Annotated in this window: 12 protein-coding genes; 5 read left to right on the forward strand and 7 right to left on the reverse strand. The window is 65.7% G+C overall.

What is annotated here, in order from left to right:
* Positions 1-16: 16 nt before the first annotated feature.
* Positions 17-316 carry a DUF1883 domain-containing protein gene (locus JLK41_RS13525; protein WP_152488738.1) on the reverse strand — a complete coding sequence of 100 codons (300 nt, stop codon included), beginning with the start codon at positions 314-316 and terminating at the stop codon, positions 17-19.
* A gap of 139 nt (positions 317-455) precedes the next feature.
* Here JLK41_RS13525 and JLK41_RS13530 point away from each other — a divergent pair, with 139 nt between their 5' ends.
* Positions 456-1,481, forward strand: a complete 1,026-nt coding sequence (locus JLK41_RS13530; RefSeq protein ID WP_037047529.1) for a DUF5924 family protein — start codon at positions 456-458, stop codon at positions 1,479-1,481.
* A 6-nt stretch (positions 1,482-1,487) separates the two neighbouring features.
* Here the strand turns inward: JLK41_RS13530 and JLK41_RS13535 are convergent, their stop codons facing one another.
* Positions 1,488-2,507 (reverse strand): AraC family transcriptional regulator, encoded by a 1,020-nt coding sequence (locus JLK41_RS13535; RefSeq protein WP_210389126.1) that lies wholly within the window; start codon positions 2,505-2,507, stop codon positions 1,488-1,490.
* Between the two features lie 117 nt (positions 2,508-2,624).
* Between JLK41_RS13535 and JLK41_RS13540 the strand changes: the two genes are divergently transcribed.
* The 3 genes from JLK41_RS13540 (at position 2,625) to JLK41_RS13550 (ending at position 7,480) form a co-directional block, all read left to right on the forward strand.
* On the forward strand, positions 2,625-4,364 hold the full coding sequence (locus JLK41_RS13540; RefSeq protein ID WP_210389127.1) for an N-acyl-D-amino-acid deacylase family protein: 1,740 nt from the start codon (positions 2,625-2,627) through the stop codon (positions 4,362-4,364).
* 45 nt (positions 4,365-4,409) lie between these two features.
* Positions 4,410-5,450, forward strand: coding sequence for an RNA methyltransferase (locus JLK41_RS13545; RefSeq protein WP_037047532.1), 1,041 nt, complete (start codon positions 4,410-4,412; stop codon positions 5,448-5,450).
* Positions 5,451-5,596: 146 nt separating this feature from the next.
* The gene (locus tag JLK41_RS13550) at positions 5,597-7,480 is read left to right on the forward strand and encodes a methyl-accepting chemotaxis protein (RefSeq protein WP_047591053.1); all 1,884 of its coding nucleotides are present in this window, start codon (positions 5,597-5,599) and stop codon (positions 7,478-7,480) included.
* 98 nt (positions 7,481-7,578) lie between these two features.
* Here JLK41_RS13550 and JLK41_RS13555 read toward each other — a convergent pair whose 3' ends face one another.
* The 4 genes from JLK41_RS13555 to JLK41_RS13570 form a co-directional block, all read right to left on the reverse strand.
* On the reverse strand, positions 7,579-8,655 hold the full coding sequence (locus tag JLK41_RS13555) for a polyamine ABC transporter substrate-binding protein (protein ID WP_210389128.1): 1,077 nt from the start codon (positions 8,653-8,655) through the stop codon (positions 7,579-7,581).
* A gap of 51 nt (positions 8,656-8,706) precedes the next feature.
* Entirely contained in the window at positions 8,707-9,048 is a 342-nt protein-coding gene (locus JLK41_RS13560) for a cupin domain-containing protein (protein ID WP_210389129.1), read from the reverse strand.
* Positions 9,049-9,089: 41 nt separating this feature from the next.
* The gene (locus JLK41_RS13565) at positions 9,090-10,496 is read right to left on the reverse strand and encodes an NAD(P)/FAD-dependent oxidoreductase (RefSeq protein ID WP_210389130.1); all 1,407 of its coding nucleotides are present in this window, start codon (positions 10,494-10,496) and stop codon (positions 9,090-9,092) included.
* A gap of 288 nt (positions 10,497-10,784) precedes the next feature.
* A complete protein-coding gene (locus JLK41_RS13570; RefSeq protein ID WP_210389131.1) occupies positions 10,785-11,588 on the reverse strand; it encodes an AraC family transcriptional regulator in 804 nt (267 codons plus the stop codon).
* A gap of 118 nt (positions 11,589-11,706) precedes the next feature.
* Here JLK41_RS13570 and JLK41_RS13575 point away from each other — a divergent pair, with 118 nt between their 5' ends.
* On the forward strand, positions 11,707-11,934 hold the full coding sequence (locus tag JLK41_RS13575; protein WP_037047556.1) for a DUF2970 domain-containing protein: 228 nt from the start codon (positions 11,707-11,709) through the stop codon (positions 11,932-11,934).
* Here the strand turns inward: JLK41_RS13575 and JLK41_RS13580 are convergent, their stop codons facing one another.
* Complete coding sequence (locus JLK41_RS13580) at positions 11,935-12,981, reverse strand: ABC transporter substrate-binding protein (protein WP_244976522.1); 1,047 nt, start codon at positions 12,979-12,981, stop codon at positions 11,935-11,937.
* Positions 12,982-13,059: the final 78 nt, after the last annotated feature.

Consider the following 13,059-nt stretch of genomic DNA (forward strand, 5'->3'; position numbering starts at 1 on the left):
CCCCTCGGGGCGGCAACTAGATGCCGGCGCGGCGCTGGCGCTTGATGGTGATGCTGTATTCGAGCTGTGGCTTGCGCGTCACGCTGACGGCCTTGCGGCTGACGGTGTCGATGGTGATGTTCCAGAAGCCGCTGGAAGGCACGCTGATCTTCGCCGGAAACTTGATAAAGGCGCCGCCGTGATAGCTGTGCCGGCCACGGTTCTTGAAGGCGCGGAAGTTGGCGTCGTTCATCAGGCGGATGTTGCAGGGTTGCGAACACTGGATGACCACCAGATCGCCCTCTTCCAGTTGCTCGCGTTGATGGATGAATTTCATCGTGATCGGACTCGGTGGTGAAACGGGGGCGCAATAGTGCCGCAAGCCGCGCCTGATCGCCAGCAGCGCCGACGATTCGCTTGCACCCGGGGCCCGCACTACCTAGGATGCCCGCCCATCACAGTAGCGCGTCGCTCCCATGAAAGCCCTGCTCGATCGCGTGCCCACGCTGATTGCCTGGATCCAGCGTTATCCCGGCCTCGTCGCCCTGTTCGGCTTCTGCTCCGGCGTGGCCAGCTTCGTACTGGTCGACCGCCAGGCCCATCTGGCCAAGGTCCTCGGTGTCGTGCTGCTGGTCAGTTGGTTGTGGCTGATGATGGAGAGCCTGCTGCGTGAACGCATCGCCCGGCGTTTCGGCTTCGAGCTGCCCCTGCCGCTGCTGCGCTACGCGACGCAGATGATCCACCAGGAGAGCCTGTTCTTCGTCCTGCCGTTCTTCTTCATCACCACCACCTGGAACAGCGGGCAACTGCTGTTCAGCGGCCTGCTCGGCGTCGCGGCGCTGGCCTCGATCACCGACCCCATCTACTACCGCTGGCTGGCGCCACGGCGCTGGCTGCTGCTGATGTTGCACAGCCTGGCGCTGTTCGCGGTCATGCTCACGGCGCTGCCGATCATCTTTCACCTCAGCACGCCGGAGAGCTACCGCATCGCCCTGCTGGTCGCCACGGTGCTGGCACTGCCCAGCCTGCCGGGGCTGATCGGTTTCGCCGGCTGGCGGCGCATCGTCCTGCTGGCCGCGCTGCCGCTGGTGATGGCCGGCGCGGGCTGGATGGCGCGGGTGTGGGTGCCGCCCGCCACCCTGTGGCTGACCGAAGTGGCGATCAGCGACCGTTTCGACGGCACGCAGCGCACCCCGGGCGAGAGCCTGCAACGCATCACCGCCGAGCAGCTGCGCGCCAACGGCATCTATGCCTACACCTCGATCAACGCGCCTCGCGGACTGAACGAACGCATCTATCACGTCTGGCAGCACGATGGCCGCGAAGTCGAGCGCATCGCCCTGGATATCCACGGCGGCCGCAAGGAGGGTTATCGCGCCTGGACGCACAAGCTCAACTTCCCCGGCGCGCCCGAAGGTCGCTGGCAGGTGCGGGTCGTCACCGAAGCCGGGCAGATGATCGGCGTGCTGCGCTTCGAGGTGGTCGCGGCGGCGCCGCACTGAGCGAGGCTATCTGTCCGGCAGGTTGCCATGCAGCTGTCGCCAGGCCGACGGCGACTGCCCGAACTCGTTGCGAAAGGCCTTGGAGAAGGCAGCCAGATCGGCATAGCCGAGTACGTCGGCGAGCAGGGTCAGGGGCATGTTCGATGCCTGTACGTGCCAGCTCGCGGTATCCATCTTCACCCGGTGCACCAGCTGCTTGAAGTGCAACCCCTCCGCCTGCAGCTGGCGCTGCAAAGTGCGTGGATGCAGGCATAACAGCTGCGCGATGTGGCCGAGCGAATGCTGACGCATGCCGAGAGTCTGCGTGATCAGGCTGCGCACCTGCAGTTCGAGGCTGTCCTGCAGGCCGTCGAGCAGCGTACGCAGGTAGTCGTCGAGATGCTGCTCATCGCGCCTGGCCATGGCCAGCACCGGACGCTGCAGCACGCTGGCGGTGTAAATCAGGCAGTCGTGCTCCTGGTCGAACAGCACCTCGCAGCCCAGGTGCCGCCGGTAGCAGGCGAGCGACGCGACGGGGCTGTGGCTGAACGCGATTCGCAACGGATGCAGGTTGGCCCCGCCCATGGCGCGCACCATGCGGGCACAGGCGGCGATGGCCATTTCCCGGTACTGCTGGCCGCCCTCCTCGGCGAAGAAATGTTCGATACGGCGCACCTCAACCTGGTCACCGATGGCCGACAGGCGCCAGTGCTCGGCCTTGTTGTGCAAGGCCAGATAGCGCTGCGCAGCAGAAAAGGCACCGTGCAGGTCGGCCTCACGCGCCAGCAGGCGACCGAGTGGCCCGAGCATCTGCAGCCCCTGGTGGCCAGCCACGCGCAGGCCGAGGTCGGGACAGGCGAGCTGCCGCGCCGCTTCGCAGAGCAGGCGGATCACCTGCTCGATACGGATCAGCCGGTCGCCGTCGGCCAGCGCCGTGCGGTTCAGCCCAACCGCCGCCAGCAGGTCATCCAGGTTGCCGCCCAGTGCCGTCACCTCGGCCGGCAATCCGGTCAATGCGGCGCTGCGTACCTCGTAGCGAATGCTCATGGCCACTCCGTGAAGGGCTTGCCCGACGAAGATGCGGTGTTTGTCGTGTCATGACAAGTCGCACGCTCGCCAGCGGCTTAGTCTCACCCCACAACAACAAAAAATCCGAGGTGATCCGTGGCTCAGTACGACCTGATTGTGCAAAGCGGCCGCTACTTCGACGGTAGCGCAGCCCCCTCCTCCATTCGCAGCCTGGCCATCAAGGATGGTCGGGTCGCCCTGATCAGCGCCGAGCCGCTGGACGAGCACCTGGCCGAGCGCGTCATCGATGCCCGTGGCAAGTGGATCACCCCCGGCTTCCTCGACACCCACACCCATTACGATGCCGAGCTGATCGTCGCCCCCGGTCTGTCGGAGTCAGTGCGTCACGGGGTGACCACGGTACTGGTCGGTAGCTGCTCGCTGAGCATGGTCTGCAGCCAGGCCGAGGATGCATCCGACATCTTCACCCGCGTAGAAACCGTACCGCGCGAGAAGGTGCTGCCGATCCTGCAGACACGCAAGACCTGGAGCGGCCCACGGCAGTGGCGCGAGTTCATCGACCAGCACCCCCTGGGGCCGAACCTGATCAGTTTCCTTGGCCACAGCGACCTGCGCGTGGCGGTGATGGGCCTGCACCGCGCCACCGACCGCCAGGTCGTGCCCAGCGCAGCGGAACAGCAGCGCATGGAAGCCGTACTCGAAGAGGCGCTGGATTGCGGCTTTCTCGGGCTGTCCACTATGTGCCTGAAATGGGACAAGATCGACGGCGACCGCGAATGGTCGAAAAGCCTGCCCAGCACCTATGCACGCTGGCGCGAGATACGTCGCCTGAACCGCCTGCTGCGCCAGCGCGGCCGGGTGCACCAGGGCGCGCCCAACGCCGCCAACCCGTTGCAGATCACCCAGTACCTCGGCGAGGCCATCGGCCTGTTGCGCAAGCCGCTGAAGACCACGCTGATTTCCCTGCTCGACCTCAAGGGCAACCGCAGCCTGGCGCTGCTTGCCCGTGTTTCCGCCTGGCTGACCAATCGCCTGGGCGGCGACTTCCGCTGGCAACTGCTGCCCACGCCCTTCGCCATCTACGCCGACGGCATGGATATCGTGCTGTTCGAGGAATTCGGCGCGGGCGAGATGGCCCTGGACGTCAAGGACCAGCTGGAGCGCAACAAGCTGCTGCAGGACGAGCAGTACCGCCGCACCTTCCGCAAGTACTACGCCGACAAACTGTCGCCACGGGTGTGGCAGCGCGACTTCGGCGACGCGGTGATCCTCGGCTGCCCGGACACCTCGCTGGTGGGCAGGAACTTCGCCGACGTGGCCCGCGAACGCGGCCTGCATGTCGTCGACCTGTTTCTCGACATGGTGGTGCAGCACGGCCGCCAGCTACGCTGGTTCACCGTGATCGGCAATCACCGCCGCGACAAGCTGCGCGAGATGGTGCGCAGCCCCAACACCCTGATCACCTTCTCCGACGCCGGGGCCCACATCCGCAACATGGCCTTCTACAACCTGCCGCTGCGTTTTCTCAAGCTGGTCAAGGACAGCCATGACGAGGGCCAGCCGGTGATGAGCCTGGAACAGGCGGTCCATCGCCTGACCGGCGAACAAGCCGACTGGCTCGGTATCGACGCCGGCTACATCCGTCTGGGTGACCGCGCCGACCTGGTGCTGCTCGACCCCGAGGGCCTGCGGCAGAACCTGGAGCAGGAGAACTGGGACGAGATGCAGGGCTTCGGCATCCCGCGCATGGTCTGCCGCAATCCCGGCTGCGTCAGCCATGTGCTGATCAATGGCCGCCTGGCCGTGGACGACGAACGCATCGCCACCGAGCTGGGCCACGCGCGGGGCTACGGCCAGTTCCTCGCGGCGCGCTGAAACGCCCTACGCACGGGCGCGCGGCGGTGGTAGCATGCGCGCCCCATGCAGCTCACCGAACTTTCTCGCCGTCTCGCCGACCTTGGCGCCAAACCCCAGCATATCGGGCGCATCACCCGTGCCTGGCTGCAGGGCAAGCCGCTGGATGCCGGGACCAAGCACCAGAAGACCGAGAACTTCCTGCCGCTGACGGTGCGCGAAGGCTTGCCGGCAATCGCCGCCAGCCTCGAGCAACTGGCCAGGGTCAGCACCGAGCACCCTGGGGCCGACGGTTCGTCACGCCTGCTGGTGGAGCTGGCCGACCGGCAGATGGTCGAGAGCGTGCTGCTGCCGCGTGACGGCCTGTGCATCTCCAGCCAGGTGGGCTGCGCCGTGGGTTGCACCTTCTGCATGACCGGCAAGAGCGGCCTGCTGCGTCAGCTCAGCAGTGCCGAAATGGTCGCCCAGGTGGTGCTGGGCCGGCGCCGCCGCGCCGTGAAGAAAGTCGTGTTCATGGGCATGGGCGAGCCCGCGCACAACCTCGACAACGTGCTCGAAGCCATCGATCTGCTTGGCACCGAAGGAGGAATCGGCCACCGCAACCTGGTGTTCTCCACCGTCGGTGACCCGCGTGTGTTCGAGCGCCTGCCGCAGCAACGCGTGCGCCCTGCCCTGGCGCTGTCGCTGCACACCACCGATGCCGAGCTGCGCCAGCGCCTGCTGCCGAGAGCCCCGCGCATCGACCCCGAACGGCTGATGGAGCTGGGCGAGGCCTACGCCCGCACCATCGATTATCCGATCCAGTACCAGTGGACGCTGCTCAGAGGCATCAACGACAGCCAGGCGGAGCTGGACAACATCCTGCGTCTGTTCAAGGGCAAGTTCGCGGTGCTCAACCTGATCCCGTACAACAGCCTGGAAGCCGACGAGTACCAGCGCCCCGATGGCGAGCGTATCGTCGAGATCGTCCGCTACCTGCACAGCCGGGGCGTGCTGACCAAGGTGCGCAACTCGGCCGGCCAGGATGTCGACGGCGGCTGTGGCCAGCTGCGTGCCCGCGCCGTGGACGTGGTCAACACCAGTCGCCTGCACAGAAGTCGCGCCTGACGCTCAAGAATGGCATCCGCCAGCCGATAGCCCCTCTACAGAGAGACCACACGTCCTGTCGGTGAAATACCGGCACTGTAATAGGTTTGCCACAAGCCGCATTGCATGGATGCAGCCCCGTCGTTTTGGCGCTCAGGAGCCCATTCATGAAGATTGCCCACAAGGTCGGTATCGCTGCCGCTACCGTGCTGTTCCTTACTACCAGCCTGCTGTCGCTGTCCCAGGTCAGCCAGGTGCGCGACACCCTGCGCAGTCAGGTCGAATCCAGTATCACCGAGTCGAGCAACGCGCTCGCCAGGCAGATCGAGAACTGGCTCAACGCCAAGTTGCGCCTGATCGACCTGATGGCACAGACCATCGACAGCAGCTACAGCCCGGAAGAAAACCAGCGGGTCTTCGATGCCCCGCTGCTGAAGAACGAGTTCATTCTGGTGTTCGGCGCACTGGAAGCGGACGGCAAGCCGATCAAGAACAGTGACGAGTGGAAGCCCAGCGCCGACTGGGATGGCCGCAAACGCCCGTGGTACGCCACCGGTAAGGCCGGCAGCCAGGCCGTGCTGACCGAACCCTACGTCGACTCCACCACCAACGAGATTCTCATCTCCGCCGTCGCCCGGATCAGCGATGCGGGCAAGTTCCTCGGCGTATTCGGCGGCGACATCCGCCTGCAGTCGGTCGCCGACGCGGTCAACACCCTGGACTTCAACGGCGCCGGCTACGCCTTCCTGCTCAGCCGCTCGGGCAACATCATTTCCCACCCGGACGCCAGCTACAACGGCAAGGCCTACAGCGAGCTGTTCGATGGCCAGAGCCCGGCCCTGGGCAAGGAACTGCACGAGGTCGATGCCGACGGCAAGAGCCTGCTGGTGTCCTTCACCCCCCTGCCCAATCTGCGCGGCATGGACTGGTACATCGGCGTGGTGCTCGACGAGAGCGTGGTGATGGCCGAGGCCGATCGCCTGACCTGGCTGGCCGTGGGCGGCACCGTGGTAGGCGTGGCCATCAGCCTGGTGGTGCTCGGCCTGCTGATGAACAGCCTGCTCAAGCCGCTCGGCCTGCTCAGCACCTCGCTGCGCGAGATCAACAGCGGCGAAGGCGACCTGACCCGGCGCCTGGCGATCACCAGCAATGACGAGATCGGCGAGCTGTCGCTGGAGTTCAACCGTTTCCTGCAAACCCTGCAGACGCTGATCGGCGATGTGATGGGCAGCTCGCACCAGGTGCGCGAAAGCACCGCGCTGACATCGCAGGAGTCGGAACAGGCGGCCCGCCGCCTGCAGGAGCAACTGCAGGAACTCGACCAGCTGGCCACCGCCATGCAGGAGATGGCCTCCACCGCCGAGGAAGTGGCGCGCAACGCCCAGGCAGCAGCCCAGGCGGCCGTCGCGGCCAACGAGGAGACCGAAAGCGGCGTGCGCGTGGTCTCGCAGTCGAGTTCGGCGATTCGCCACCTGGCCGACGAGATGGACCAGACCAGCCACGCGATCAACGAACTGGCCAAGCTCAGCCACAACATCGAGTCGATCCTGCAGGTGATCACCAGCATCGCCGAGCAGACCAACCTGCTGGCCCTCAACGCCGCCATCGAGGCCGCGCGTGCCGGCGAGTCCGGACGCGGCTTCGCCGTGGTCGCCGACGAGGTTCGCTCGCTGGCTTCGCGCACGCAGCAGGCGACTCAGGAAATCCGCCAGATGATCGACCAGCTGCAGGGCGGCGTACGCCAGGCGGAGAGCCGCATGCAGCAGAGCCGTGATACGGCCAGCAAGACCGCCGAAGAAGCCGGCGCGGCCAACGACATGCTCGGCCGCATCCGCGAGGCGATCACCCGCATCAACGACATGAACCTGCAGATTGCCACGGCGGCCGAGGAACAGAGCGCAACCACCGAGGAAATCAACCGCAACACCACCAACATCCGCGACATCAGTCATGAGCTGGCTGGCGGCGCCGAGCAACAGGTGCGCCAGTGCGCCTCGATGGTGGAACAGGTTGGCCAGCAGGACAGCCTGCTGGGGCGCTTCAAGGTCTGACGTCTGGGCAGGCAGCGCCCGGCTGCCAGCGAAGCACAGGAAAACGCCGCGAGCCTGCAGAGGCTCGCGGCGTTTGTGCTATCCAGGGCGGGTGGTGATCAGACGCCGCTCTTGACCTTGCTCCAGATGCGCGTGCGCACCCGGTCGATCTTCAGCGGCATGGCCTCCAGCGTGTACAGCTTGTCCATCACCGACTCCGGCGGATACACGGTCGGGTCGGCCTTCAGGGCCGGCTGGACCAGCGCATCGGCCTTGGCGTTGCCATTGGCATACTTCACGTGGTTGCTGATGGCCGCCATCACTTCCGGCTGCAGCAGGTAGTTCATGAAGGCGTAGGCGCCCTCCTCGTTGCTGGCGTCGACCGGCATTGCCACCATGTCGAACCAGATCGGCGCGCCCTCCTTGGGGATCTCATAGCGGATCTTCACCCCGTTGCCTGCCTCGGCGGCTCGCGCGCCGGCCTGCATGATGTCGCCGGAGAAACCCACGGCCATGCAGATCTCGCCATTGGCCAGGTCGCCGACGTACTTGGACGAGTGGAAATAACGCACGTTCTTGCGCATCTCCATCAGCAGTGCCTCGGCACGCTTGTAGTCGTCAGGGTTCTTGCTGTGATGGGGCAAGCCCAGGTGATGCAGGGCAATGGGCAGCATCTCCGGGCCGTTGTCCAGAATCGCCACGCCACACTGGCTGAGCCTGGCCAGCTTGCTCGGGTCGAACAACACGTCCCAGCTGTCCATCGCCGCATCGTCGCCCAGCACCTCACGCACCTTGTCGACGTTGTAGCCGATGCCGGTGCTGCCCCACAGATAGGGGAAGCCATGCGCGTTGCCGGGGTCGTTCACCTCCAGCGCCTTCATCAGCACCGGGTTGAGGTTGCTCCAGTTGGGCAGCTTGCTGCGGTCCAGCTTCTTCAGCGCACCTCCCTGAATCTGCCGGGCCATGAAGTGGTTGGAGGGAAACACCACGTCATAGCCTGAACGCCCGGCCATCAGCTTGGCGTCCAGCGTCTCGTTGCTGTCGTAGACATCGTAGTGCGTCGCCAGGCCGCTGCTCTGCTCGAACTGCTTGAGCGTGTCCGGGGCGATGTAGTCGGTCCAGTTGTAGATGCGCACGCTGTCGGCGGCGTGGGCGGTACCGGCCAGCAACAGGCACGGTAGAAGTTTCTTCAGCATGGGTTACCTCGTGAGTTGTTGTTCTAGGCAGTCACTGAAAAAAGCGCCGGATCAGAAGATCAGCACATAGGTCTTGCGCAGCGTTTCTTGTATGTCCCAGATGCCCAGGGTGTTGGCCGGCAACATCAGTGCGTCACCTGCTGCGATCTCGATCGGTGCGCCGCCATCCGGGGTGAAGGTGCAGCGCCCGGCGATGAAGTGGCAGAACTCCTGCTGCACGATCTGCCGGCGCCAACGCCCTGGCGTGCACTCCCAGACGCCAGTCTCGACGCCATCGCTGCGTTCGACGCTGGTGGTCGAGGCCACCGCCACCGGCTCGCTCAGCGGCACGGCCACCGGGTTGGACTCCTCCAGGACGATGTCCGGGGTATTGCGGAAATGGGTGATGTTCATGTGAGCTCCAGGTTGAAGTTCGGTGAGAGCCAGGCACTCGCTCAGCTCATCAGGCTTTCCATGCGCCCCGCCACGGCTTGCGCCAGGCGTCGTCGCCAGGCCGGGCTGCGCGGGTTGGCGAGCACCTCGTCCTCGTGGACGAAGCTGCGGATGATCGCGTTGTAGCCGAGCCAGCGGCATGGCTCGGGCTCCCAGCGGCGCAGACGGGAAACCGGGCTGTCGGCCAGCACCCAGGGCTGTCGCAGCAGCTCGCTGTCATGTCCGAGAATCAGGTCGGCCAGGGTTCGCCCGGCCAGGTTGGTGGCCCCCACGCCCTCGCCACCGTAACCGCCGGCCAGGGCAATCCGGTTGCGCGCATCGCGCAACATGTGCGGCTGGAAGCGCCGCGCCATGCCGAGGTTGCCGCCCCATGAGTGGGTGAAGCGCAGGTTGCGCAGCTGCGGGAAGATCTCCCCCATCAGGTAGCGACGCAGGTCCAGTTCGTCCCGGGTCAGGCTGAAGTCACTACGCAGGCGCCCGCCGAAGCGATAGCCGCCACGCGCGCCGAAGATCAGCCGATCATCCAGGCTGCGCTGGCCGTAGGTGACCTGCCGGCTGAACTCGCTGAACGCCTGGCCACGCTCCAGGCCGATTCCCGCCCATACATCCGCAGGCAGGGGGTCGGTGGCGACGATCAGGCTCTGCACCGGTAACTGGTGATTGCCCAGCGGCGGCAGGGTCGCGGCATAGCCCTCGATGGCCGGCACCACCCAGTCGGCCGTGACGCGGCCCTGGGCCGTGCGCACCGCGCCGGGCTGCCAGTCGATCACCGGGCTGCGTTCATACAGCTCGACGCCCATGCCCTCGACGCAGCGGGCCAACCCGCGCACCAGCCTGGCGGGCTGAATGGTCGCGCAGTGCGGGCTGTACAGCGCACCGTAGGCATTGGCCATGCGCAACTGCTCGCCCAGCTCGCTCGGTGCCAGCCAGCGATAGTCCTCCTCGCCCAGGCCCAGGGCGCGCAGCTCGGCGAGATACTCGCGCAAGCGTACCTCCTGCTCCGGGTAACGCGCGGCGCAATAGAGCACCCCGCCCTTGCGCAGGTCGCAGTCGATGCCCTCGCGCTCGACCACCGCCGCCACCTCATCGGGAATGCCGTGCAGCAGGTCGAACGAGGCCTTGCGTTCGGCCGCGGGCAAGGCGGCCAGCATGCGATCCTCGCCGAGCAGATTGCCCATCAGCCAGCCACCGTTGCGCCCGGAAGCACCGAAGCCTGCGGTCTCGGCCTCCAGGATCACCACGCGCAGCTGCGGCGCCTGGCGCTTGAGGTAGTAGGCCGTCCACAGCCCGGTATAGCCCGCGCCGATGATCGCCACGTCCGCCTGCAGGTCCGCCTGCAAGGCGGCTCGGGCCTGCAGGGGCTCGTCGAGCTGATCCATCCACAGGCTGATGTTGCGCCAGGAATTCATCCTCGCCTCCGTCATCAATCGATGGCCCAAGGCTAGAGGCGTCGAACGGTCGCTGTCTTGCGTGCGTGCCCGCGAGGAAAATTGCCGATCTGCCCGATATCCTCGATCCAGGTGAGCAAGAAACGTGGCTGTTCATGAGGCGCGGCAATCAATTCATCAGTCGTAGCGCCGGGCACTCTGCAGTTGAGGTTGCTGCAATATGCTGGAGTGGAAGTGCCAGCTACTCGCGGGCCGTTTCATCGTTCATGGATGAGTCAGCGAGCCGCCAGGCAGCGCCTGATGCTCTTGCTAGCTCGTGGTCATAAGATGTCGTAGATAGGCTTTCGGCGACAGCCCGGTATGCCGCTTGAAGCAGGTGTAGAACGCCGACAGCGAGTTGAAGCCCGCCGCAAAGGCCAGTTCGTCGATGCGTTTGAGGTCGCTGCCGACCTGCAACCCGTCGAGCAGGTATTGCAGGCGGGCGCGGTTGACGTAGCGGTAGAAGCTTTCGCCGAGCACCTGGTTGAGCAAATGGGAAATCTGGTTGCGGCTATAGCCGGTGGCGGCCGCCACCTGTTGCAGGTCCAGCTCGGGGTCGAGAAACGGCTGGCTGCTCTGGAAGTACTCCTGCAGGTCCTGCGCCAGTTGCCCGAGCTGACGAGTCGACAGGCCCAGGCGACTGATCGCGGGCCGTGAAGCACCACCCTCACCCGCCCCGCGCGCCTCACGCACCAGGGTCGCGTATTCGTTGATACGCCAGATCAGGCCGTCGCGCACGGTAATGGCCTCGCCCGTGCGGAATGACACCAGCCCTTCCCCACCCTGCAAGCTGGTGCAGTACTGAATGAACGCGGTATGGCCGTCGATACGGATGCGATCGACATGCTCCAGCAGCTCGCCCGGACGGCGCGGCAGGTTGTTTTCCACGTACTCACGCAGGTCCGCCAGGCGCATGCAGCGCTGCTGATAGAAGTCGTTGTATTCGATGTCCGGGTGGTACAGGGCCATCACCGCCTCGAGGTCACGGTGTTTCCAGCTCAGGTGGTAGCGCAGGATGGTCTCGCGGGTGCGCTCGGTCTGCGCGGCATCGTCGGGGAAGAGGTTCTCGGGCATGGTCGGTATCGGTTGTCGGCGCCCTGTCAGATTGCCTGATTCGCTCGAGCCAGCCTAGGCCGGTGTGCCGATTCGCCAGCGGCGGACTATGCTTGCTGCAGCGACGGAGAGGCTGACCATGAGCGATCAGGAGAAAGACCCCGAACAGGCACCGCTGACGTTTCGGGAAATGTTGCAGAGCGTGCTGGCTGCCGCGCTCGGCGTGCAGAGCGGCAAGAACCGCAGCCGCGACTTCAGCCGTGGCAAGCCCGGCCACTTCATCATGCTGGGCGTGCTGTTCACCGTACTGTTCGTCGTCATCCTGCTGGCGACAGTGAAGCTGATCCTGCACCTGGCTGTCGGCTGATCAGTCCAGCAGGCGGGCAACCGAACAGTCGTAGCGCTGCTGTTTCGGCTGCAGCTCGCTGCTGAAGCGCCGGAAATCCATGCCGATCTCGGCGCGAGACAGGCGCTCGAGCAGCGTCCGCGCCTGCGCCCGGTCGATCAGGCGCAGCAGATGCGCCACCTGGTCCTTGCCACCACGCTCGATGAAGTCGAAGCCCCTGGCGTGATCGTTGAGCATCACCAGCGCGCAGGCGCCAAGAAGAAAGTGCCCTGCCGCCAGCACCTCGATCCGGCCGTCGATGCGCGCCTGCAGCGCCCGCTCGGAGTTGTTCAGGGCGGCATAGCGCAGTGCCCTGCCTAGCTCTCCGGCTGCGCGCATGACACCGAAGGCCATTTCATCGTTGGCGGCCCAGATCAGGCTCACGTCAGGGTAACGAGGCAGCAGGCTGGCCGCCTGCTCGTAGGCGCGCTGCTGTTGCCATTCACCATGCACGGCCTGCACCAGGCGCACGTGCGGCGCCTCGGCCAGTGCGCGATGCAGCCCGGCCAGGCGCAACTCGGAAGACGGCGTCTGCTTGACCCCGGAAAAGGCCAGCAGCTCGGCCGGCCGCCCCTCGCTCAGGGCGATCAGCTCCCGCCCCATCAGGTGACCCGCTTCCTCGTCATTGGGCACCAGGCTCCCCAGCCAGTTACCGTGGCGCTCGCGGCTGCCGCCGAGCAGCGCCTGCTGCTCCGGAGTCAGGGTGCTGTGCAGGGCGAACAGCTGGATATTGCTGCCTTCGAGCAGGCGCAACAGCGCGGGGGCCTGGAACTGTTCGTTGGTGAAGATCAGGTAATCGGGGTGATCCCCCCGCAGGACTTCATGAGCGTTGCCCAGCATGCGCGCCGGGTCGCGCTCACCGTAGAGCACTCTCAGCTCGAGGCCGAGGTCTTGCGCAGCATCCTGCATGTAGCGGGAATACTCGCGCCAGAACGGCTCATCGGAATGCCCCGGATTGAGGAACACGACGGAGGGCGCTCGCACCTGCGCCAGCGCCTGTACGCCGCACAGCACCAGCCATAGCCCCATCATCCACTTGATCACAGCGCGCCTCCGAAAAAACATCGGGCGCAGTATAGGGCTCCAGTGGCAAAAGGCCGACCGCTG

It is taken from the genome of Ectopseudomonas khazarica, from assembly GCF_017915135.1.
In the GTDB taxonomy this organism is placed as follows: domain Bacteria; phylum Pseudomonadota; class Gammaproteobacteria; order Pseudomonadales; family Pseudomonadaceae; genus Aquipseudomonas; species Aquipseudomonas khazarica.

Bases quoted from the DNA above. Each gene is read 5' to 3' on its own strand.
- JLK41_RS13525 (WP_152488738.1), bottom strand. From the start codon at position 316: ATGAAATTCATCCATCAACGCGAGCAACTGGAAGAGGGCGATCTGGTG.
- JLK41_RS13530 (WP_037047529.1), top strand. From the start codon at position 456: ATGAAAGCCCTGCTCGATCGCGTGCCCACGCTGATTGCCTGGATCCAG.
- JLK41_RS13535 (WP_210389126.1), bottom strand. From the start codon at position 2,507: ATGAGCATTCGCTACGAGGTACGCAGCGCCGCATTGACCGGATTGCCG.
- JLK41_RS13545 (WP_037047532.1), top strand. From the start codon at position 4,410: ATGCAGCTCACCGAACTTTCTCGCCGTCTCGCCGACCTTGGCGCCAAA.
- JLK41_RS13550 (WP_047591053.1), top strand. From the start codon at position 5,597: ATGAAGATTGCCCACAAGGTCGGTATCGCTGCCGCTACCGTGCTGTTC.
- JLK41_RS13555 (WP_210389128.1), bottom strand. From the start codon at position 8,655: ATGCTGAAGAAACTTCTACCGTGCCTGTTGCTGGCCGGTACCGCCCAC.
- JLK41_RS13560 (WP_210389129.1), bottom strand. From the start codon at position 9,048: ATGAACATCACCCATTTCCGCAATACCCCGGACATCGTCCTGGAGGAG.
- JLK41_RS13565 (WP_210389130.1), bottom strand. From the start codon at position 10,496: ATGAATTCCTGGCGCAACATCAGCCTGTGGATGGATCAGCTCGACGAG.
- JLK41_RS13570 (WP_210389131.1), bottom strand. From the start codon at position 11,588: ATGCCCGAGAACCTCTTCCCCGACGATGCCGCGCAGACCGAGCGCACC.
- JLK41_RS13575 (WP_037047556.1), top strand. From the start codon at position 11,707: ATGAGCGATCAGGAGAAAGACCCCGAACAGGCACCGCTGACGTTTCGG.
- JLK41_RS13580 (WP_244976522.1), bottom strand. From the start codon at position 12,981: ATGGGGCTATGGCTGGTGCTGTGCGGCGTACAGGCGCTGGCGCAGGTG.